Origin of the sequence: Arthrobacter pityocampae, assembly GCF_002927275.1 — a bacterium.
Taxonomy (GTDB): domain Bacteria; phylum Actinomycetota; class Actinomycetes; order Actinomycetales; family Micrococcaceae; genus Arthrobacter_D; species Arthrobacter_D pityocampae.
The window spans coordinates 246,179-269,470 of the sequence record NZ_PRKW01000001.1; the positions used below are offsets into that span (position 1 = coordinate 246,179).

At 61.5% G+C, this 23,292-nt stretch carries 13 protein-coding genes; 9 read left to right on the plus strand and 4 right to left on the minus strand.

Annotated features, from left to right (window positions below):
- Positions 1 to 38 precede the first annotated feature (38 nt).
- From C4K88_RS01310 to thiL, 3 genes are read right to left on the minus strand one after another with little or no spacing between them, the layout of a single operon-like run.
- Positions 39 to 2,297 carry an ATP-dependent DNA helicase RecG gene (locus C4K88_RS01310; RefSeq protein ID WP_241521688.1) on the minus strand — a complete coding sequence of 753 codons (2,259 nt, stop codon included), beginning with the start codon at positions 2,295 to 2,297 and terminating at the stop codon, positions 39 to 41.
- 19 nt (positions 2,298 to 2,316) lie between these two features.
- Complete coding sequence (locus C4K88_RS01315) at positions 2,317 to 3,261, minus strand: DAK2 domain-containing protein (RefSeq protein WP_104120281.1); 945 nt, start codon at positions 3,259 to 3,261, stop codon at positions 2,317 to 2,319.
- A gap of 22 nt (positions 3,262 to 3,283) precedes the next feature.
- Positions 3,284 to 4,324, minus strand: a complete 1,041-nt coding sequence (thiL, locus tag C4K88_RS01320; RefSeq protein WP_104119833.1) for a thiamine-phosphate kinase — start codon at positions 4,322 to 4,324, stop codon at positions 3,284 to 3,286.
- Positions 4,325 to 4,499: 175 nt separating this feature from the next.
- On the opposite strand from thiL, the gene wecB reads away from it, so the two are divergent.
- The 9 genes from wecB (at position 4,500) to C4K88_RS01365 (ending at position 21,653) form a co-directional block, all read left to right on the plus strand.
- Positions 4,500 to 5,675: a non-hydrolyzing UDP-N-acetylglucosamine 2-epimerase gene (gene wecB / locus C4K88_RS01325; protein ID WP_104119834.1), complete on the plus strand. Its 1,176-nt coding sequence runs from the start codon at positions 4,500 to 4,502 to the stop codon at positions 5,673 to 5,675.
- A gap of 327 nt (positions 5,676 to 6,002) precedes the next feature.
- Complete coding sequence (locus tag C4K88_RS01330) at positions 6,003 to 7,541, plus strand: metallophosphoesterase family protein (protein WP_146065575.1); 1,539 nt, start codon at positions 6,003 to 6,005, stop codon at positions 7,539 to 7,541.
- A 171-nt stretch (positions 7,542 to 7,712) separates the two neighbouring features.
- Positions 7,713 to 8,429, plus strand: coding sequence for a phosphocholine cytidylyltransferase family protein (locus C4K88_RS01335; RefSeq protein WP_104119836.1), 717 nt, complete (start codon positions 7,713 to 7,715; stop codon positions 8,427 to 8,429).
- A 26-nt stretch (positions 8,430 to 8,455) separates the two neighbouring features.
- Positions 8,456 to 12,187, plus strand: a complete 3,732-nt coding sequence (locus tag C4K88_RS01340) for a bifunctional glycosyltransferase/CDP-glycerol:glycerophosphate glycerophosphotransferase (protein ID WP_104119837.1) — start codon at positions 8,456 to 8,458, stop codon at positions 12,185 to 12,187.
- Between the two features lie 140 nt (positions 12,188 to 12,327).
- Positions 12,328 to 16,152, plus strand: a complete 3,825-nt coding sequence (locus C4K88_RS17040; RefSeq protein WP_146065576.1) for a CDP-glycerol glycerophosphotransferase family protein — start codon at positions 12,328 to 12,330, stop codon at positions 16,150 to 16,152.
- Positions 16,153 to 16,272: 120 nt separating this feature from the next.
- Positions 16,273 to 17,031, plus strand: coding sequence for a hypothetical protein (locus C4K88_RS17045; protein ID WP_146065577.1), 759 nt, complete (start codon positions 16,273 to 16,275; stop codon positions 17,029 to 17,031).
- A gap of 75 nt (positions 17,032 to 17,106) precedes the next feature.
- Complete coding sequence (locus C4K88_RS17050; protein WP_146065578.1) at positions 17,107 to 17,529, plus strand: hypothetical protein; 423 nt, start codon at positions 17,107 to 17,109, stop codon at positions 17,527 to 17,529.
- 155 nt (positions 17,530 to 17,684) lie between these two features.
- Positions 17,685 to 18,503 carry an acyltransferase gene (locus C4K88_RS01360; RefSeq protein WP_104119838.1) on the plus strand — a complete coding sequence of 273 codons (819 nt, stop codon included), beginning with the start codon at positions 17,685 to 17,687 and terminating at the stop codon, positions 18,501 to 18,503.
- Positions 18,504 to 19,754: 1,251 nt separating this feature from the next.
- Positions 19,755 to 21,653 (plus strand): fibronectin type III domain-containing protein, encoded by a 1,899-nt coding sequence (locus C4K88_RS01365; protein WP_167398943.1) that lies wholly within the window; start codon positions 19,755 to 19,757, stop codon positions 21,651 to 21,653.
- Positions 21,654 to 21,777: 124 nt separating this feature from the next.
- Here C4K88_RS01365 and C4K88_RS01370 read toward each other — a convergent pair whose 3' ends face one another.
- On the minus strand, positions 21,778 to 23,271 hold the full coding sequence (locus tag C4K88_RS01370; protein WP_167398944.1) for a glycosyltransferase: 1,494 nt from the start codon (positions 23,269 to 23,271) through the stop codon (positions 21,778 to 21,780).
- Between the last annotated feature and the right edge of the window lie 21 nt (positions 23,272 to 23,292).

Here is a 23,292-nt window from a genome sequence, read left to right on the forward strand (position 1 = left end):
GGAAGAGACGTTACCTCCTCAGACGCGGAGATCGAAGGTCAGCCCTTCTCGAGGAACGCTTCCTTCTCGGGATTCAAATACAGCTCGATTGCCAGGGCCAGCCCCGGCAGCTCCCGCAGATCCGGGTCCTCCCCGACGATCTCCTGCGCGTCGGTCCGGGCCTTCTCGATGACCGTGCCGTGCTGGGTGATCTTCAGGAAGCGCAGCGCCGAACGCCCGCCGGACTGCGAGGCCCCGAGGATGTTCCCCTCGCGCCGGAGTTCGAGGTCCTTCTGCGAGAGCTCGAAGCCGTCCGTGGTGGACGCGACGGCGGAGAGGCGCTCCCGGCTCGGGTGCTCGGGTTCGAGCTTCGTGACGAGCAGGCAGGTGCCTGCGTGACCGCCGCGGCCGATGCGCCCGCGCAGCTGGTGGAGCTGCGAGATGCCGAAGCGGTCGGCATCCATGATGACCATGAGCGTGGCGTTGGGGACGTCGACGCCCACCTCGATGACCGTGGTGGCGATGAGCAGCTGCACGGAGCCGTCCGCGAAGCGAGCCATGACGTTCGCCTTGTCCTGCGGATCCATCCGCCCGTGCAGCATGCCGCTCGTGACGCCCTGCAGCTGCGGGATCCCCGCCAGGGAGTCGAAGAGCGCGACGACGCTGGTGAGCTCCTGCGCTCCCCCGGTCTTCCGCTCCGCGACCGGCTCCCCGTAGAGCGCCTCGGGGGCGTCGTCGTCGCCCCGGCCGTTGTCTCCGATTTTCGGGCACACCACGTAGACCTGCCGCCCGGCGTCGATCTCCTCGCGGGCGCGCGCCCAGATCCTGTCGATCCACCCCGGGTGCTCCGTGAGCCCCACCTCGTGGGTGGCGATCGGCGACCGCCCGGCCGGCAGTTCCGAGAGCGTGGAGGTCTCGAGGTCGCCGAAGACCGTCATGGCGACGGTCCGCGGGATCGGCGTGGCGGTCATGACCAGCACGTGCGGGGAGGTGCGGGCCTTGGTCCGCAGCAAGTCGCGCTGCTCCACGCCGAAGCGGTGCTGCTCGTCGACGACGATCAGCCCGAGGTCGAAGAACTGCACGTTCTCGGAGAGCAGCGCGTGCGTGCCGATGACAATCCCGGCGTCCCCGGAGGCGGCGTCGAGCAGGGACTTCTTCCGCTGCGCGGTGGACATGGACCCCGTGAGCAGCACCACCCGCGTGCCGTCCAGGGCTCCGCCGAGCATGCCGCCCTCCGCGAGCATGCCGCCCTCCGCGAGCGGGCCGAGGGTCCGGGTGATGGACTGCAGGTGCTGCGCGGCCAGGACCTCGGTGGGCGCGAGGAGGGCGGCCTGCCCCCCGGCGTCGATGACCTGCAGCATGGCGCGCAGGGCCACGAGGGTCTTCCCCGCGCCCACCTCGCCCTGCAGCAGCCGGTTCATGGGGTGGGTGCGGGCGAGGTCCTCGGCGAGGGTACGGCCGACGTCGCGCTGGCCCTGCGTGAGGGTGAAGGGCAGCCGGGCGTCGAACTGGTCCAGCAGGCCGCCGGCGGAGGGTGGGCGCGCCGTCGCCTCCTCGCGGGCGGCCAGCGCACGACGGCGGGCGAGCGCCGCCTGGAGGACGAACGCCTCCTGGTAGCGGAGGCGGTGCTGGGCCCGGTACGTGTCCTCGATCTGCGGGGGCCGGTGCACGAGTTCGTAGGCCGTGGCCAGGCTCATGAGCTTGTCGCGGCGGGCGATCGACGCCGGGATGGGGTCGTCGAGGTCGGAGAGGTGCAGCGTGTCAAGCACCACGCCCACGGCCTTGGCGATGGCGTCGCTGCTGAGCTTCTCCACCGCCGGGTACACCGGGATGGGGCGCTTGGCGCGGGCGGGGTCGTCGTCGCCCTCGTCGAGCAGGGAGTAGCGCGGATTGGTGAGGGAGAGATGCCCGCGGTAGAGCGTGGTCTTGCCGGAGAACATGGCGCGCACGCCGGGTTTGAGCTCCCGGGCTGCGGTGAAGCCGTTGAAGAAGGTGAGGTTCATGCCGCCGAGGCTGCCGTCAGCGTCGTCGGTGATGACCACCTCCAGGAGGGTGCCCTTGCGGGTGTGCATGCGCCGCGAATTCGCGGACTGCACACGGGCGATCAGGGTGACCTCCTCGTCCACGGGCACCTCGTCGATGGGCGTCAGCTCGCCGCGTTTAAGGTAGGTGCGGGGGAAGTGGTTGAGGAGCTCCCCGACCGTGGTGATGCCGAAGTGCTTCTCCAGGTTCTTGGCCACCGGGCCGAGGCGCTTCGCCAGCGGGGCGTCGAGCTCGGAGGCGGCCGACGCCCGGGCGGCGCCGGCCAGGGGCCGCACCAGGTCAGGACTCACCGCGTCAGGACTCACCGGCCTCGGCTCCCACGGGCGAGACCGCGAGCTGGGTCACCGCGATGCTGACGGGGGTGCCGGCCTCGTGGATGAGGGCCAGGGCGGGGGCCGCGTCCGGGACGTGCACGTGGACGCGCCAGCGGTAGCCGTCCTCGACCGGGGAGACGGCGCTCATGATCACGGAGTCGCCGATCTCGTCGAGGTGCAGGCGCAGGGTCGCGGCGGCCAGGGGGCTGAGGTTGATGGTGCACATGACCTCCACGCCGTCGGCGTCACCGCCCCGGTGGATGTGCGGCGCCTGGATGTCGTACCCGTGCAGTCCGTCGAGGAGTTCGTCCTGGAGCTCCTCGCCGAGGGCCGCGGCGCGGAGGGCGTCGAGGATCAGGAGGAAGCCCACGCCCCCGGAGTCCACGACGTTCGCCTCGGCCAGGACGCCGAGCTGGCTCTCGGTGGCCACCACGGCCCGGAGCGCGGTCTGCACCGTGGCGCGGAGGGTCACGGCGAGGGCCTGGTTGCTGTCGTCGCCGTCGTGCCCGGAGGCGGCCTCGGCGGCCCCGCGGGCACTGGCCTCGAGGACCGAGAGCATGGTGCCGGGCACGGGATCGCTGAGGGCGGACCAGCTGCGGATCTGCGCGCGGTGCAGCGCGGAGGCGAGCAGCGCGCTGGTGAGCCGCGTGGTGCCGTGCAGCGGTTCGGCGAGCGCAGAGAGGAAGACGGCGAAGAGGGTGCCGGAGTTCCCGAGCGCCTCCTCCATCGCGGCACGGCCGGCCACGGTGAGGAGTTCGCCGAGGTCGACGGCGTCGGCGTCGTGCGCGGCGCGGGCCGCGGAGCGGACGGTCAGGTACAGGTTGGTGCCGGTGTCGCCGTCGGCCACGGGGAAGATGTTGATGGCATTCAGGCGGTCGCTGTGGTTGCCGAGGGACTCTTCGGCCTTGCTCAACCAGCGCTTCATCGCGACCGCGTTCGCGGTGATCTTAGTGTGCAAAGTGATCCCATCCCCTGAGAGCTGCGGCCTGTGACGCCAGTGTCACGAGCGGCTCGCCCGGCACCACCGAGCCTACCGCAGTGAACCCGTCCGGCAGCAGGGCGCCCTGCGGGAACGTAGCGAGGAGCCCGTGATCCTCACCCCCGCCGAGCACCCACTCCATCGCGTCGACGCCCAGCAGGGCGGCGGCCTCCTCCAGCGGGGCCGCATACTGCCGCAGCGCCTCCGGGTCGAGGTCCAGCCCCACGCCGCTCGCCGTCGCGATGCGTCCGGCGTCGCGGATGAGCCCGTCGGAGATGTCCAGCATGGCGGAGGCGCCGGCGACGGCCGCGGCGGGACCGAGCGCAAGGGGCGGGCGCGGGCGCAGCTGCGCAGCGACGAGCTCCTCCCCTACCGCACCGAAGTCCCGGCTGGGGCGGCCGTCCTCCAGCAGGCGCTTGTCTTCCAGCAGGGCGAGGCCGGCGGCGGCCCGTCCGGGCGTCCCGGTGACGGCCACCGTGTGCCCGGCCTTCGCCCCGGAGCGCAGTACGGCCTCGCGGCCGTCGAGCGTCCCGGTGACCGCGGCGGTGACGACGAGCTGCGCGCCGGCGCCGAGATCGCCGCCGACGACGCCGCACCCCGCGGCCCCGAGCTCGCGGATCGCGGCCGTCAGGCCGTCGGCGAAAGCTTCCACCCACCCCACGGGCGTGGTGGGCGGGAGGGTGAGGCTGACGACCAGCGAGGTGGCCCGGCCACCCATCGCGTTGATGTCGCTGAGATTCTGGGCAGCGCACTTCCAGCCGACGTCGTAGCCGGTGGTGCGGTGGCCGTTGGGGCGCTCGAGCCGGAAATCGTGGTCCTCGACGAGCGTGTCGATGCTGATGACGGTCCTGCCGTCGGGTGCGGCGAGGATGGCGGCGTCGTCGCCGGGGCCGAGGAGGACACCCTCCGGCACCGGGAGGCGGGGGAAGAGGCGGGCGAGGAGATCGGCCTCGGAGAGGTCTACGACCCTGAGCCTGTGAGAGGGGTCGAGAGAAGGTGATTGTGACACGCCATTACGCTACAGCGCAGCGCCGACACCGCCCATGAAACGGGGGCCACCGCGCCGCGACTAGGATTGCTTCAGATCTACGGCCGCAGTCTGGGGAGACCGGTGCACGCGCTGGGACAGCATCTCGCCCGAGCGCAGCACTGCACACATTTCTTCTTCATTACCTAGGGGTCCTATGCCTGTTGTCATGCCGATATTCGGAACGCGCCCAGAAGCCATCAAGATGGCCCCTATCGTACGGGCGCTCAACGAATCCAGCGCACTGGAGTGTGTCGTGACCGTCACCGGCCAGCATCGGGCGATGCTCGACCAGGTTCTTCAATTGTTCGACATCCGCCCGGATCACGACCTCGAGATCCTCCGGCCCGGTCAGACCCTCGCCGGCATCATGACGCGGACCATCGACGGACTCGACACTCTCTTCGCCGCCGCTTCCCCGGACGCCGTGGTGGTCCAGGGCGATACGACGACCTCGACGGCTGCCGCGATCGCCGCGTTCTACCGCGGGATCCCTGTGGTGCACGTCGAGGCGGGGCTGCGGAGTGGGGATCTCTTCTCGCCGTTCCCCGAGGAGGCGAACCGGAAGATCACAAGCCAGATCGCCAGCCTCCACCTCGCGCCAACCGCCACGAGCCGGCAGAACCTCCTCGACGAGGGGATCGGGGCGGAGAAGATCGTCGTCACGGGCAACACTGTCATCGATGCGCTCCTCGCCACCGTGGCAAAAAACATTCCCTTCGCCGACCCGCGGCTCGAGGACCTGGCCTCGGGCGGCCGGCGCATCCTCCTGGTGACAACCCACCGCAGGGAGAATCAGGGTGAGGCGATGCGGGGCATGGGACGGGCGCTCGCCCGGCTGGCAGAGTCGGAGCCGGATCTGGTGATCGTGCTGCCCGCCCACAGGAACCCCGTGGTGCGGAAAGCCGTCCTCCCCGCGATCGAGGACACGCCCAATGTGCTTGTCACCGAGCCCCTGGACTACGGCGAGTTCACCCGGCTGCTGTCCCTGGCGCACATCGTGCTCACCGATTCGGGCGGAGTCCAGGAGGAGGCGCCGAGCCTGGGCATCCCTGTCCTCGTGATGCGCGAGAACACGGAACGGCCGGAGGCCGTCGACGCCGGGACGGTGCGCCTCATCGGGACGGACGAGGAGCGCCTCGTCCACGAGGTCAAGGCCCTGCTCCACGAGCCCGACGCCTACGCTGCCATGGCGACCGCGGTCAATCCCTACGGGGACGGCAAGGCGGCCAGGCGGGTGCTGGCGGCCCTCGAACAGATGTTCGACGTCGGTGCGCGGGCCGCAGACTTCATGCCCCACGTCAATGCTCCGGCTACTGTGGTCCGCACCTAGCACTGGCCCGGGAATCGCCTACCGGCGCTCGCCTGGACGCATCTGTCACCCTCGCACCTACGAAGGACTGTTCCCCTGACCTCTCCGCACCGTGCAGCGCCTTCGGTTTCCCGCCGCCGTCTTCTGCAGCTCTCCCTCGCAGCAGCCACCGTTGCCGCCCTGGGCCCGCTCAGCGGCTGCTCCGCCGATAAGCCGCGTGGCGTCATGCCGAATGGTTCGTCGCCCGGCGGCCGGACGACCACGCGCGAGCAGACGGTCCGGCTCGGAGCCCGCCTCGCCGAGGGCAAGGCATACCGAGTACTCGAGAACGCCGACGGGCAGGCACCGGTGCTGCGCGAGGATCTTGCACAGCGATCCGACGGAAGCGACGCAGAGCCGGCAGCCCTGGCGGTTTTCGGCCATATCACCGACTCCCACATCATCGACGCTACCAATCCCGGCCGGATGTCCTTCCTCTGGCAGTATTTCGACTTCGACGACGGCTACCCCACCTCGGGCCGGTTCCGTCCGCAGGACACCCTCACCCTGCACGTGCTGGACGCGACGATCCGCGCCTTCAACGCTCTTGAGCGGGGGCCCGTGAGCGGGCGCGGCGTCGATGCACTCGTCCTGACCGGAGACATCACGAATTCCTTCATGATCAGCGAGGTGGAAGCGGCCGCAAGCATTCTGAAGGGCGGGGACGGCAACTCCAACCCCGTTGGCCGGTACGAGGGCATCCAGGACCACGGACGGGCTCCGAGCAGACTGAGGAAGAACATATGGCACCCCGAGGCCGAGGAGGGGGATACGCCGCCCGACCTCTGGAAAGAACAGCACGGCTACCCGACAGTTCCCGGACTGCTCGACGCCGCGAGCAGGACCATCGACGCACCCGGTTCGGCGTTCCCCTGGTACGTCGGGTTCGGTAACCATGACGAAGCGGGTCGCTTCGATGGTTCGGAACTCTCGAGCCGTGAGGAACTGACAGATCGAATCCGGACGGGGCCCCGTCTCCCACTGGAACTGCCAGATGGCATGGACACCTCCGAGTTCTGGAAGAAGGCAGAAGGCGGTGAAACGGATCAGGAGAGGCTTCTCGCGGCGACGCCCTCTCGCACTGTCACATCGTCGAAGCGTCGAACCGTGTTCGACCAGGCGAAATTCCGATCTGAACTGGCGCGCGACCACCAGTCGACAGGTACCCCTGCGGCAACGGATTCGCTCTACTACACCTTCGATGTTTCGCCCGACCTGCGCGGGATCATGCTGAACACCACCAGTCCTGACGGTGGAGGCCGCGCCGTCCTCGATCAGGACCAGACGTCCTGGCTGGTTGAACAACTGACGTCCGTGTCCAGCAGGTATGTCGACGACGACGGCGACATCATCACGGCAGACATCGAGGACAAACTGGTGGCGCTGTTCTCGCATCACCCTCTCCGCGCCTTCGACGAGGAATCATCCACCGAGGACGACCGGGGCGAGCCCATGGCGCGCGAGGAGCTTCTAACACTTCTCACTCGGTTCCCGAACGTCGTGCTCTGGATGAACGGGCACGAGCATCGACACAAGGTAGTACCGCATCCTGGCCGGGACGATTCCAGCGGCTTTTGGGAGATCACGACGGCATCGCTCATCGACTTCCCTCAGCAGTCGCGTGTGGTCGAGCTCGTGGACAACCGGGACGGCTCCCTGTCCATCATCGCGACGCTCGTCGATCACTCCTTTGCCGCCGACGTCCGACGCGACGGATCCCACACGCCGCAATCACTCGCCGCACTCAGTCTCGAACTGGCCGCCAACCGGCCAGGCCTAGAGGCTGAGCGGGTCATGGGAAGCAGCAGGGATCAGAATGTGGAGCTGCTCGTCACCGCCCCCTTCTGACTCGATTGTGACGGAAAGCCGGGCGAGCCCAACCGGCCCGCACGCCCACGTTCCTGTAGTCTCTCCCCCGGGGGCACCCCGATTAGGGGTGCGACTGCAACGGTCTCGTGGTGTGGCATCTGGTCGATCATGTTCCCTGTCCAATGGCGAAACATCTCGATGGGATCTCTCATGACGGTTCAAGCAGTAATTCTTGCGGCGGGTATGGGCACACGACTCGCACGACCCCACCCGAAGCCGCTCACCGAACTGAGCGACGGGCGAACCATCATGCAGCAGCAGGTGCAGAATCTGATGTCGGAGTTCAAGAAGAAGCTGCGTCTGTCGATCGTCGTGGGATTCAAGCTCGAAATGATTCTCGAGCACATCCCCCACGCCTCCTTCGTCTACAACGAGGCCTTCGACCAGACGAACACCTCGAAGAGCCTTCTCAAGGCGCTGCGCAACTCGACCAAGGGCGGCGTCCTGTGGATGAACGGCGATGTCGTCTTCGCGCCCGAGATCGTGAAGTACCTGCGGCCCTTCATTGAGCAGGACCTCTCCTTCGTCTCCGTGGACATGTCCTCGGTGAGCGACGAGGAAGTGAAGTACACCGTCGACGAGAACGGGCACATCGAGCACCTGTCCAAAACCGTCGAGGGTGCCCTCGGTGAGGCGGTGGGCATCAACTACATCTCGTCGAAGGACAAGAAGAAGCTGATCAAGCGTCTGGCACAAGTCGGCGATCAGGACTACTTCGAGCGGGCCATGGAGCTCACCATCACCAAGGACGGCGTCCAATACACGCCGGTCGATATCAGCAACTTCTACGCCGTTGAGGTCGACTTCGCCGACGACCTGGCGCGAGCCAACGAAGAGCTGGACGCCAGAGTCCCCGCGAACGCCTGATCCACCCTCCGAAGGACACTCGACTTATGGCACGTTGGACCACCGCCGACGACGCAGTCTCCGGCATTCGTCGGATCGCTGAACGACAACTGCGGACTGCGTGGCGTAAACTACCGGCGGAACAGCGCACCAAGTTGAAGCAGGCCGTCCATCCGGCTGATGCGGCGAAGGTGGAGCGCCGGGTATCGACGCTCGCCTCAGGCAGCGCGCGCCCTATCGTCCCGGCGCAGAAGCCAGTCATCGCAGTCGGTGTTGTCGTCTCGGATGCCGCGCAAGATCTGGCCAGCACGCTCCAAAGTGTCCTTCGGCAAAAATTCGGACCCGTCGCGATCGTCGTGATCGACATCACCGGCGAAGACTCCATTGCCAGCAAGACCGCTACGTACACGAAGCGGGACGGCCGGGTCACCTTCCAAGCGGCGGCGGGCCTTTCCGCAGCGGCAGCACGCCACCTGGCAGTCGAAACGACGACGACGCGCTGGGTCATGTCCCTGAGCGCGGGAGACGTGCTCGCGCCGGGGGCTCTGGACAATGCGGTCAAGTCCCTCAAGATCTCCCGGTCGGACCTAGCGGTCGGCACGGTCGGGGTACGGAAAGGCGCAAAGTTCGTCACGCCGGCTGCGCAGACCGCCGTTCACGGGACCGAGAACCTGACCACGACGCTCGAACACTCCCCGGGAATCGCCGGCGACCTGTACCTCAGCAATAAAGTCTTCTCGAGGTCCTTCTGGTTGGAGGCACTAGCGGAAATCGAAACCGACGGCGAACTGTGGCAGGCCGAGTTCATTCGGACCGCCTACCAACGAGCGGGAACCATCGACCTGCTTCCCCGCAAGGTCAGTGATGTAGTGGCTGATCTTGGTGGTGACACCCTGACTCGGGACCAGCTATGCAGCACGAAAACCCTCGGCGAATACCTCCTGCGGATGACTCGGACCCTGACTGCAGAATCCACCGAGGCTTCCCCGGAACTGATGGGTCACCTGCTCACGCGTCTGATCGGCACAGACCTCTTTCCGTTCTACGAGGTCGTCCCCCGCACGGACGACGCCCACTGGTCGCTCCTGGTCAATGGCACACAGGAACTGGCGACACTGGGACCCATTGCGTGGGAGGAAATCCGCCTGCACAACCGGCTCATTCTCGCCGCGGTCCTCGACGACAACCGTGCCGATGTCGTAGCCATCTGCAGTTCGCGCAGCGATCTCGGATCAACCTTCGCCACGATCTTCGACAAGGGAGCGGTTCTCGCACAGCCGCCGTATCTGCGCGACCTGACACAGCAGCCGACAGAGGACCTGCTTTCCTGCCAGGACGTGGATCTGAAGATCACGAGCAAGATCACCGGGCTCGCTTGGGAAGCTGACGGCAGCCTCGCAATCACTGGGCATGCATACATCCCATCGATCGATCCGCTGGGCGCCGGGCTGAAGATCGAGGCCGTCGTCATGGATCCTGACGGCACCGAGGTTCGCACGCTCGTCGTCGACCGACACCGGGACCCTCGCATCGACTGGGAAGCCAACGACAACTGGACCAGTTACGCGGACAGCGGTTTCTCGACCCGCATCGATCCGTCGATGCTGCTCGCCGACGATTCAGGAGCGACCTCATGGTGGATCAAGCTGCGCCTCACGGCCCATGATCGCGTCCTGGAATCGCCCGTGACCCGCCGGGAGATGACCGGGGCGGCAGGCACGGTGCCCATCTCCGCCATCGATGGGCAGCGCCGGATCGCCGTCGAGTTCAAATCCGGAACCGGGCTGACGCTCATCCGGGTAGCGCCGATGTATTCGGCCACGAACGTCGCGCTCGAGGGGCGTACCTTGACCATCACTGTGGAAGCTCACTCGGCTCCGCTGGCATCCAAGATCACGGTCGAGTGCGCGAAGCTCGCCATCAGGAAGACCGCCGTCTGCGTCGACGTGCGCGGGAACGTCGCGGACTACCGCCTTGTTATCCCACGCCTGTCGGCCGAGGCCTCGCCCCGGGTTGAGCACCAGTGGGACCTGCGACTGGATAGCGGGTTCAAGACGCCCCAGCCCATCGCCTGGCGACCCGATAGCGTGGCCTTCGAGGATCAGCACGACCGGACTCGTCGGCTGCGTCTCAAACTCAGCGGTTACGGCTTCCTGGCGCTAGAGGAGCGCCGCTATCGCGTCGAGGCAGACGGCGTGGCCGTCTCCGACGACGGCCGGTTCCTCACTCTCGAGGGAACAGCCGATTTCACGAGCATCCACGCACCCCGCCTGGTCCTCTCCAGCGGCAAGTCCGTCATCGAGGCCGACCAGGTGTCCCTGAATGTGACGAGGAATCAAGGCAGCAATCGCTTCATCGTCCGCTTTCCGCTCATGTCCACCCCGTGGGGAGGTGAGGAACTGGTGCCCGAAGCGGGCGCATACAGTGTGCGCTACATCCCACAGAAGTCCGAGGACAACGTGGGGTACTGGATCCCGGCTGCCCCGGCCATGCAGAGCACCATGCCCTCGCGCGAGCTTCGCGACGCCCTCGAAGTCGGGCTGAGCCGTACAGCGGTGGCAGGGGCACTGACCGTCCATATCCGACCCCCGCTGGCATCCGGAGAGCTCGGCCGGTTCAACCAACAATCCTTGAGGGACGCCACCGCACGTGCAGACCTGCCCTTGCGGGACGCAGTCCTCTTCATGTGCTTCGGCGGGCGACGGGCGACGGACAGCACCCGCCGCATCTTCGAAGAGTTCCAACGCCGAGGGGTCGCCAGCGACATGTACTGGGCCATCGCCGACTACTCGGTGACGGTGCCGGACGGCGCGCAGCCCGTCCTCATCGGGTCGCGGCTGTGGTACGAGCTCCTGGCCGAAGTGAAACTGCTGGTCAACAACAACAACTTCCCCTTCTACTTCCGGAAGCGGGAGGGCCAGACCTACATCCAGACCTGGCACGGCACACCGCTGAAGAAGCTGGGCAACGACGTCGCACGGACCAACTTCTCGCTGTCCTACTGGAACCTCATGCATCGGGAGGCGACCTACTGGGACGCACTCCTCGCTCAGAACCCGTATGCGGCCGACGTGCTGGCCACCTGCTTCGGCTTCACCGGACCGGTCATCGCCGAGGGCTATCCGCGCAACGACTCCCTGAAGACGCCTGATGCCGGACATCGACGCACGGCTGTCCGGGATCTCCTCGGAATCGGCGCAGACAAGAAGGCAATCCTGTACGCGCCAACGTGGCGCGATGACGCCAAGAACACGTCCAAGCAGTACGAACTGGTGACCTATCTGGACTTCGAAGCTGCACAGAAGCAGCTGGGCGACGAATATGTCCTCTTGCTGCGAGGCCACCACAACATCGCCGGCCAGCGACAGACCGCCGGCAACCCCTTCGTCATCGATGTGACCGAGTATCCCGAGGTGAACGATCTGTATCTCGCCGCCGACATCCTCATCAACGACTATTCGTCGGTCATGTTCGACTTCTGCGTGACCGGAAAGCCGATTATCTTCCTGACCCCGGACATCGCGCAGTACCGCGATTCCACGCGGGGGTTCTACTTCGATCTCGAGCAGCAGGCCCCTGGTCCGCTGCTCATGACCACTTCCGACGTCGTGAACGCGATCAAGTCGCTGCCGTCCGTCAGAATCCGCTACGCCGAGCGGTACCGGGCATTTGTCGAGACATACGCGCCCATGTGCAACGGTTCCGCGACGCAGCGAGTGGTTGACACCCTTGCCACTGAAACCCTCCACACCAATTTTCAGTCTATTCTCGCCCATTAGTCGAACTGCATCCGATTTTCCGTTTGGACGGGCACTGCTAGTGCAATGGACGCAACAACCGACGCTGCAGGCCAAGAATTCCGCTTTCCGAAAGGCGCCCCAAAATTAGCCGGCACAATACATCAACCAACGATTCCGCATTGAATAAGGGCGAACAAGACGGAACGGAAGAACGCTCAGTGGCAACAGGTCAAAACGGAAATCCGAACACAACCGCCCAATACTATTTCGATCGAGGACACCAACTTCTTCACCAGAACGACCTCACTGGCGCGGCCAGATTTTTCGCGCAGGCTCTTCAGATTGACCCACAAAATGCGCGCTGGCAGTATCGCCTTGGCTTCGTCTACCAACGGCTAGGACTTGTGACTCAGGCCATCCAGCATTACCGGAATGCTGTTGCGCTCGAGCCCGGGCATGACCGGTGGGCGGCAAAGCTTTCAAGTACGGAGAATGCGTACCGCAACCAATCCCTCAATACACACCCAGATGATCGCCAACCAATAGCACACGACCTTCGGGAGCGCCTCAATACCCTTCGGGCGGAAAAAGCTCCTAGATGGCAGCAGTTTGCGGTGTTGGAGGCAGGCTCCGCACTTTACGCGATTGAGTATGACTGGCAAAGTGCTCTGGGCCAGGCCGCATACGGGATGAAGAAGTACCAGACGGCTGCAGATGCATTCAGCAGAGCGTCAGCACTTCGACCGGGCAACTCAGAAGACTACTTCCTTGAGGGCCACAGTAGGGAACTGCAGGGCGACACCGCGGGAGCAAAGTCCGCCTACGAACGCGCTATGGCCTCGGACCACACGCTCGGTTCCAAGGTTCTCGGAATCGGAGCATTCTTTCAGAACCGTGGGCGCTGGAAAGATGCTTTGCGCGCCTATGAGGAAACAGCCCGGCATTCCCCCGAGAACGCGGAAGTGCGCTTCAGGATCGGACTTGCACTTGATCGATGCCACCGTTGGGAAGAATCTGTTCAGAACTATCAATTTGCTATAGTCCTTCGCAGTGATGTCCCTTATTGGCACTACAAACTGGGTCTCTCGTACGAGCGCACAGGACGTTGGATCGACGCATCTCGGGCTTATCTACATGCACACAAATTGGACACCTCCAAAAAATATTGGGCCTATAGGTCGGCATATTGCCTGACACACGCCGGTGCCACTACCGACGCGACGGCTACGTTCATCAGTGCGATGGACGATCAGCACGTAATTGCTGCGGCCGAGATGGCACGTCCGGAGAACGAGCGTACTTACCTCACCAACCTCGTGAAGAACTCGCACGCATTCCGCACCATGTCCAGTTCCCTAAGCCACGCAAAGAATGCTGCGAATATGGCGCTTGCAGCGGGAGATTGGGAAGCGGCTAGTGAGGAACTTTCCGTGGCCGTCAGACAATCGCAACTTTTTGACTCAAAGCTCCGAGAACTACGGGCTTTTTCGATTGCGAAGGCCGGCGATCACGAGTCCGCCGCACGCGCTTTCATCGAAGCGCGATTGTTCAACACCTCAGACGGCATTGATATCAACAAATACCTCAAATCTTCAAAATCTAAAAATAGCATCGAATACACGGATCTCTTCGAATCCTTGGCGATCACACCCAATGTGATCCTCTGGGAAAGCAACCATGGTGCATCCATCGGATGTCATCCACTTGCCATCTTTCGCCGTGTCGTGGCCGATCCTACTTTCGACGGGTGGCTTCACGTGTGGGCAACCATTCCTGGAACCACTATTCCCGCCGAGGTCGCTGAACGGGCCGACGTCGCATGCGTCCACCTTCATACCGATGCATACAAGCGCTACTTGAGCACTGCGCGATATTTGGTGAACAACGTTTCATTTCCACCCTACTTTATCCGCAAAGATGGACAGGGTTACCTGAATACTTGGCACGGGACACCGCTAAAGACATTGGGAAAGGACATGAAACAAGGTCCTGTAGCTCATGCAAACCTCGCCCGCAATTTTGTGCAAAGTACACACATAATGAGCCCAAACGAGCACACCTCACATGCATTGATCGCCCGACACGATATCGAAGCGATCTTCGAGGGAAAGATAGCAATAACCGGATCGCCTCGAATTGATCGACTCATTGCAGCCGACGACGACCAAAGACGGCGTCTGAGAACAGCCTTGGGGATATCGGAGTCAGATCATCGGCCTATCGTGCTGTATGCGCCCACCTGGCGGGGCGAAACTCACAATCGCACAGTGGACCTTGACCAACTTCACGAGGATCTCGGCAACATGAGTAGTCGGGACCATCACCTAGTTTTCCGGGCGCATCGGCTGACCGAGACATTGTTACAACAAGTAAACCTTGATGTCAGTGTGGTGCCTCCGCATATTGATACGAACGATCTTCTGATGGTCGTGGACCTCCTAATCACGGACTACTCGAGTATCTTTTTCGACTTCTTGCCAACCCGGAAGCCGGTGGTGTTCTACGCTTTTGACATTGAGCAGTACACCACTGACCGAGGCCTCTACTTTGACCTTGACGACATGCCTGGAGATGTCTGCAAAGATTCCGACGAACTCAAAGTGGCAATTTCAGCCGGTCTTGCGAGTGACTGGACTCCCGATCAAGTCTATGAGAAAGCCGTGGAAAAATTCTGCCCGAAGGAAGATGGCAATTCCGCGGAGCGGGTCAAAAGGTTCTTCTTTGAAGACGATCCTGATTCCATCGAATTAAAACGCGCTCCAGACGGGCGCACAATAGTTCTCTTCCACCATGGGCTCATTCCGAACGGAATCGCTACGTCATTCCGTAGCTTAGTCCATAGCCTTGACCCTGACAAATATCGCCTCGTTCTAGTTGTCGAACCGCAAGTTCTGGCCAAGGACGCGCTCCGCGCGGCTAATCTCTTCGCCCTGCCGGACTACGTTCAAATAATCGGCAGGGTTGGAGTGCATGCCGTCACACCTGAGGAAAAATGGGTGGTCAATAAATTCAATTCTCAATATGACCTCGCATCGCCTGAACAATGGACTATATACCAGAGGAGTTTTGAGCGAGAGCATCGACGCATTTTTGGGACGAAGGCTTTCGATGCAATTATTGAATTCGATGGCTACAGCGCGTTCTGGACGTCGCTCCTCGCCTTCAGTCCCGGGGACGGTCGGCGGACCATCTACCTCCACAACGACATGAAGAATGAAGAGGAGATGAAGTTCCCGGAGTTGGAAGCAGTGTTCCGACTCTATTCGCACTACGACCGCTACGTGTCCGTCGCGCGCGCCGTATCCGAAAAGAATCGGAATGCGCTAGCGGAGCGATTCTCGTTGGAACCCTTAGGGTTCATGAATGTAGACAATCAGATCCATCCCGAAGCCGTGCTCACTTTGGCAGCCGCACCTCTCGACGCCGACATCGAAGAATGGTATAGCGGGGCTCGCACGAATTTTCTGACAATTGGAAGAATGTCACCAGAGAAGGATCATGCAAAACTAATCAGAAGCTTCGTCAGTCATCACGCACAGGAACCGTCCGCTAGGTTGCTGATCCTCGGCACCGGGCCGCTGCTTCCCGATCTCGAACGACTCATCGTCGATCTCGATGCTACAGAATTCGTGTGGCTAGCAGGACAGCGCAGCAATCCTTACCCAGCCCTGGCGAGATGCGACGCCTTTGTACTGCCGTCGCTTCACGAAGGCCAACCGATGGTGCTGTTCGAAGCCATGATTTTAGAGAAGGCAATTATCAGCACAGATGTTCCCGGCCCAAGAGAGGTGCTGGACGGTCAGTACGGGTTGGTGGTGGAAAACAGTGGCACAGGACTCGAGCAGGGTTTCAATGCGCTGGGAACCGCCGAGTTCCCGTCTGCGAAGTTCGACCATGACGCATACTTGTTACTCGCTCGCAATCAATTTACGGATGTTTGTGTGCCGACAAGCACCGTATCCTCTCTTATCGAAGACCAATTCGAGGTCGTGGGACGCAAGTGACCGGAAAGTCTACGCATGAGAATGTGACTGGTTCTGCGCATGATTCCGTCTAGTCCTTATTCATTTTGCGGAATACCCGTCCGATTTGAATATCAGGCGGCGAGAAAAGACACGCGCCACTTGATCATCGTGTTCAGTTCAATCAGGAAATCGCCTGAGTTGTTGGACTTCATACATGAGAAGCCGCTCCTGAGCAACAATCGTAGCCATATCTTGTGGGTCTTCGATGATTTCGGGCCGGAGTACTCCTATTACCTTTGTCACGAGCGCCGATTCGAGATACAAAGAGCAGTTGTAGAACTGATTCGGATTTTTAAGAGGAGCCTTGGTTTACACGATACCGATTGCACGGCAGTTGGCATGTCCAAGGGTGGCACTGCGGCAATCATGGTTGGTATCGAGGCCGGCTGTTCCAACATTGTCGCCTCATCGCCTCAGATTGCTATTGGCGATTACCTCAAGAATCGCAAGCGATTCCCCATCATCGAATTTATGTCCGGCAAAGGCGATGATTCTGATGTTCAGTGGCTGAATCGCCTTGTGGTCGACAGGATCACAGCAGATCCGGAGCGTTCGCGCAACTTCTATTTGTTGACGTCGCCCTACGACCCTCACTGCATAGACTACCTCAGCACAGTTCAAAGTAGGCTGGATTCTTATTCTAATTTCAATTTTATCAGCACTGCCTCAGACTTGTGCAGGAATCACACGCAGACCTTGCAATACAATGTTCCGCTTGTCCTAAACATTCTGGGATTACTTGCCGAGGGCCTGAGGCCGCGCCTGGGCGCTACCTCAAATGGATATGGATTCGATGATTCAGGTCATCGTGACCGTCACCTCCTGCTATCGTCGAGATTCGGGGGGTCTCTGGAGTGATCCTTGGGGTCGAGCAAGATGTGTCTCTCATGGGCTTGACTCATGTTGAATCCGAACTGCGAGGAATTAGAGTCAATGGATCCGAAAGTCGAAATGGTCTCTCGGGGGGTCGAGTGCCAGACGAGTTGGTCGACAGAGGCGGGTAACAGCGACAGTCACCGGCTTGGGTACCTATGCAAAGAATTGCTCGAAGTAAATTTATGTCGATTCGAGAACGTCAAGGTCTGGTTCTACCGACCCAATTGTCTCGTTCTCGATTTCTTCATAGCGGGCCACCCCATTGCTATCGATCTCGTTGATGACTCAGTCAGGATAACGGTGAAGCTGGCCGGAAGAAATCAGCAGGCCGAAGTATTGGTCGACAAGCTGATGCACAAGTCGGGAACACCAAAGATTGGTGGAAGGTATTATCTTCATCCAATTTCGATCCATGGCAGCAACGAGGATCTCTGGACTCGAGTACTGCGAATGGTGCGCGCCCTCGAATGGCGTATCTAATGGCGCTTCATCCCGGTAATGCTCGAGTTGCCCATGACCCGGAGAGACTTATTTGGGTACCAGGCCAGTTTTTGAGACTTGGTGACCCTTCAGTCCGCGAGGCGATTGAGGCATAGAAGGATCAACGCCACATTCGAATGAAATGAGTAATTAAAATGGCAGATATCAAGCCGGTATTGCTACGTGGAAGTGAAATACGGCCGTATGCCGACGAAAACGGAAATGTCATCGAGGGAAGTCCAAAGACGAACGGGCAGAGTATTGTCGAGTTTAGGGGATCCAATTGCCGGGTGGTCTTCGGGGAAAATTCGAGAATGTACGGGCAGATTGCTTTTCAGCGGGACGGCTCGTATGTCTCGCTCGGTGATTGGGCTTTTTTCCGGGGCCGGACGAGCCTTGGCTTGGACTGCCGTGTCACTTTTGGTTACAACGTTTACTGCGGCGTTGACCTTCAAGTGAATACTGCGGAGGGGCAAGACATCACAATTGGCGACGACGTCCTCATTGCAAATCACTGTCGAATTAGAGCGGATGACTCGCACCCCATTTATGACGGAGTCACCGGCGACCGGCTCAACCACTCGAGGTCCATCGTCGTCGAGGATCACGTCTGGATCGGGCAGGAAGTGTTCATCATGCCTGGCGCCCATGTCCAGACCGGAAGCATCATCGGTGCGAGGAGCATGGTCACGAGGTCTTCCCTCATTCCTCCCCACAGTCTTGCGTTCGGAAGCCCGGCCACAGTCCGGCGGAGCAAAGTCCACTGGGTGCGAAAGCATACGCAGAACAGTTTCGACCTGCCCGCCCGGGTAGAGCCGATCTTCGGGGAAGTACCAATCGAGCCTGAATTCGGATCATTCATTTGTAATTCCTGCAACTTTCGAGCGCCTGCGCACGATATGGATGCGGCCGGAACGGCTGCAGTACGCCACATGAGAGAGGCTCCGTCGCACGGTATAACACTGGAGCCCTGAATACACAATCGGGCACCGTTACCGTCAGTGCTCTGTCCTGTGATTTCTGGTCGGCCAACACGGAAATCGCGTGTTTCGCCGCTGGTAATTGGATGGCCGACGCTCAAAGTCTTTGTTCCGCATCAACAGGAGGCGCTCCTGGATGCAGACGCCGCTGTTTTTGTGATTTTTGGCCGGCACTATCACCCATATATCAGAATTGTATCCTGTGAGATCGCGACGCAGTCAGATATTTCCGGCAACTTCTTACGGAAGCGCTGATGATGGACAAGCTAGTTTCCCTGAGATCCGGAGGTTGCTGACGCAGGACAGCCGGAAGCCGGCGCAGGTCTAGCGAAGGGGTTTGGAGTCGATCGGGACGGTCGCCTAATTCTAGAGAACTGTTGCACGGCTGCATCCAGAGAGTGTCTTGGTCCATCCGGCCGGCCGGGTGCCGTGCTGGATAGGCGCTCACATGCAGGGTGGTTCGTTGTTCGCGTGATTGAACATCCCGTGGGACCTCGGCAAGCCGCTAGTTCGTAGGTGCTCATGCCGGCGTCACCGGTTCTCCGAGTCCCCTTTCAAGGTCCGGTAACCGCGACGCCTCCGCACTAGCGGGCGGATACCCGACAGAGCGTCCTCCTACCTCAGCAGCAGAGCTTCTTCACCGACCTCCCGACGATCGCTCCCATCGAACAGCACGATGAATAGGTCAGATACAGGTGTCTTTTCTACGGCGTTGACCGCCAGCCAGTTCAGGTTGTCCTGAAGTTTGCTCTCAGTATTCGGGCAGAATTAGCGCAGTTCACGAAGCCAGTCCTTGATGCAGTGGGATGATCGCGTCATGCCCGCTGGGGGCATGTAGGTTCTGCGAGGTCTCACTATGTATACGCTTCATGGCCCCGAGCGAGGGCTTGAGCCTGTTGGTTGTACTCGAGGAAGCATCACCCGTGACCTCCACGTCACGTGGCACGCCGACGTTCGTCTGCGCCACTTGAGGATCTCGCCTCGTCATGGCCCCTTTCAAGTGCTGATTCGAGAAATACCTGTCTATCCCGCCAGATCGCTTCATGGCGCGACTAGCGGCGCAGGCCGCCTTCGGTTACCACCTCACCAGGGCGTCGGATCATGCTGATTCACACCCCTTGGTTCCTACACGTCTCTCTGCGCTCCATCTGGCGTGCCTCCGGAATACCTAGCCCACGAGGAATCATGAAAAGCCCCTTCTCAGTCGCTACAGTCTTGGCGAGAGCCATCCGTTTCCTATCAGCGTTGCTGATTCTCCTACTCATTGCGGGCGCTCAAAGCGCCGCTGCGGCTCCCCTAGTCTCGGCCCCCTCGATCGTCCAAGCAACTGGCACTGCCCCATCGGGGCTTGCTTCACCCTCTCAGGAACTGACAAGCATCAAGCTCACTTGGAATGCGTGGAACAACGCACCGCGCTACCGCATCCAGTTCTCCACCAAGCCCGACATGTCCGGCGCCACCTATTACCGGTACGGGACGACCAGCGCGACGATCACCGGGCTGACGAAGAACACCACGTATTACTTCCGAGTCAGGGCTCTCGACTCGGACAACTCAACGGCGCTCAGCCCATACTCCGATGCAGTCAAGGTGAGCACGAAGACCGATTCCCTCTCACCGACCGGGTTGAAATTTACCGAGCAGAGCGAGTTCGGCATCAAACTCGCCTGGAACGCGTGGAACAACGCACCGCGCTACCGCATCCAGTTCTCCACCAAGCCCGACATGTCCGGCGCCACCTACTACCGGTACTACACCACCACCGCTGACATCCGCGGCCTCACCCCCAACACCACCTACTACTTCCGCGTCTCAGCGATCTCCGCCGACGGAACCACAAGCCTCAGCCCGTACTCCAGCGCCATCACCGCCAAGACCACCGCCGCTGCCCCGACGGCAACTCCCGCACCGACCGGGTTGAAATTCACCGAGCAGAGCGAGTTCGGCATCAAACTCGCCTGGAACGCGTGGAACAACGCACCGCGCTACCGCATCCAGTTCTCCACCAAGCCCGACATGTCCGGCGCCACCTACTACCGGTACTACACCACCACCGCTGACATCCGCGGCCTCACCCCCAACACCACCTACTACTTCCGCGTCTCAGCGATCTCCGCCGACGGAACCACAAGCCTCAGCCCGTACTCCAGCGCCATCACCGCCAAGACCAGCCCCACGCTGGTCCTGCCGCCGATCAACAATCCGCTTCGAGTCGCTAGCTATAACGTGAAGTGTGCCAACTGCTTCGCCGGCGATCCCAACGAGCTACCTTGGGCGGATCGCCGAGCGACGGTGGTCTCAACCATCAAGGCTCAGCTTCCCGATGTCCTGGCTGTCCAGGAGGCGTCTCAGGGCTGGCTGAAAGACGATTCGCGGCCAGGCGGGATATCTCAGTTCGAGGACCTCGCCGAACGTTTAGTTGCCAGCGGTGCTCCGTACAAACTGACCAATACGAAGCGAAACAATTGCGTCAATCAGGCCACACCGACCAATTGCGTCTACCAGTATCAGGGAGCGTCGCAGGGAACAAAGCTGCTCTTCAACGGCACGACCGTGGATCTGCTCAACGAGGGATCGCTTGCCCTACCAGCGCTCACGGGCCAGGAGAATGACCGGTATGTCGCGTGGGCAACCTTTAGGCAGAAGACCACGGGCAAGAAATTTCTCGTTGCCAATGCGCACCTGCAATTGGGAAGTGGGGAGGAGTATCAGGCGCTCCGCGACCGGCAGACGAGGAGCATGCTCGCCGAGATCAAGTTGAGGAATCCAGAAGATCTTCCGGTCCTCATCACGGGCGACCTCAACTCTCACAAATGGACCAGTCCCTCCAATGTCCCGTACGACGTCATCACGGCGGCTGGATATGTCGATCCACTGGGAAACACATACGCCACGGATCTGCCGAGTTCCGGTGCGACAGTGGAGCACCGGATCGGGACTTTCTATGACAGTTTCAACGCATTCAAACGCCTCGCAAATGCTCGGAACGACTACGGCAACGGGACCTACTTGGATTACATCTTCACCTCGAAGATGAGGGTCTCGGAATGGGAGACCGTCGTGAACGTTGATTCAGCGGGAAATTTCATAGGTGTCATCCCGTCGGATCACAACATGATACGGGTCGACGTCGAGCTGCCGTGACCCGTCGGCACCACCCGAAGACGATCGCGCAGGGCCCGCTTCCTCGGCACTATCAGCCTGTGGAGGGAGGGCGCCCTGCGCGATTGCGTATGTCGCAGCTTCAGCGCATCAGTCCATGAATTGATCAGGGACTTGTGACCAGCGACGCAGCGACATTGGACTCCAATTTGCGATCCATGGCGATGCGCATCTCGCCGGCCCACTGTCTGGTAACGGCACTGTCGGAGAAGCGCTCCGCCGTTTCGCGTGCAGCCTGACGCATGGCGCGCGATCGCTCGGGTGACAGCGAGACGACCTCGGCAACACGTCGGGCAAGCGCTGACTCGTCGCCCGCTTCTACAAGGAAACCGTTCACGCCATCGTCGATCAGATCTGCTGGACCGTACGGAATGTCGTAGGCAATAGGAAGGCATCCCCCGCTCATCGCCTCCAGGAGGACGAGCGGTAGACCCTCCGTAGTGCTGGTTAGCAGTGTGAACGACGCAGCCCATAGGTGCTGGCGTGCGGCCTCACTGAACCCGGGCATGCAAACGTGGGAATTCATTCTTGACGCCTGCACAAGCCGATCCAGCCGGTCCCGGTGCGGGCCCTCACCAAAAATTGTCAGGCTGCAATCTGTCCCCGCTTCTCGTGCAGATGCAATCGCCCCGATGGCGTGCTGAACGCGTTTGCGGGCATTGAGGCTCGCGAGCATGACCCCGACACCGGGTGCGCGGTCCTCGTTGGGGTCGAAAGGGACGAGCTCTGTGCTGTTCGGAACCACGCCGGTCGACTTGACCGCCCCATACACCTCGTTGACGTCCTTTCGCTGCGCGGCAGTCAGGAAGATCACCGCATCAAATAACTCCAGCCGCTCGAAGGTGTAGCGCCGAACACTGCTCAGCTGCCCGAACGGGGGTTTTGCGCCGGCGGCCATATGTGAATTGTGAACGAGATGCATGGTGATGACGTTCGGTCTGCGGTAGCGAGTGAGGAAATTGGCGGTCGTCTTACTGTCGATAATCATGAAGGTCTCCCTGCCAGCAACCACAGTGTCGAGCCAGTACAGATACAAAGGCCACATTTGGTTCCATGCGGCAACGGGCTCACCGGCCGAGTTGCACAGACAAATGAGCCGTCCCCCCTCGGTACCGCGCTCCACCAGATCCCGACGATCGGAGGCATATACCGATCCGTCGGTTCTCAGATAGTCGATTTGAAGGACGTCGTCCCGTGACTTACCGTACCGCACGCGTCTGCGGAATTTTCCGGAGAATGTCTCGGTCTCACCCTCCTCGGGAGCGATGGCCAGGTACTCTCCATTCACACGTGGGGCGGAGACTGCCGCGGATAGGACGACGTCGGGCAAAGATCGCAACTCATCCCACAGATTCCGCAGCTTCATACCCGGCAGGAGCTCGCCGCTCACTTCGAGTTCACAGGCGATGTCCAGATAATCGGACTGGTAGTCGAACGTGAGTATGTCAACGTCTTGTCCGCCTTCCGATACGAAGGCCCGGGAGCGGCGTAGCATCGCGCTTGTCATACCCCCGTAGTCGAAGGGGATGCCCCACGTTACCGCGCAGTGGTACGCGTCAGGCATGACGCCTGCGCGGGGATCGGTGTCGCGTTGCAGCATAGCTTTGTCGTACCTCTCATT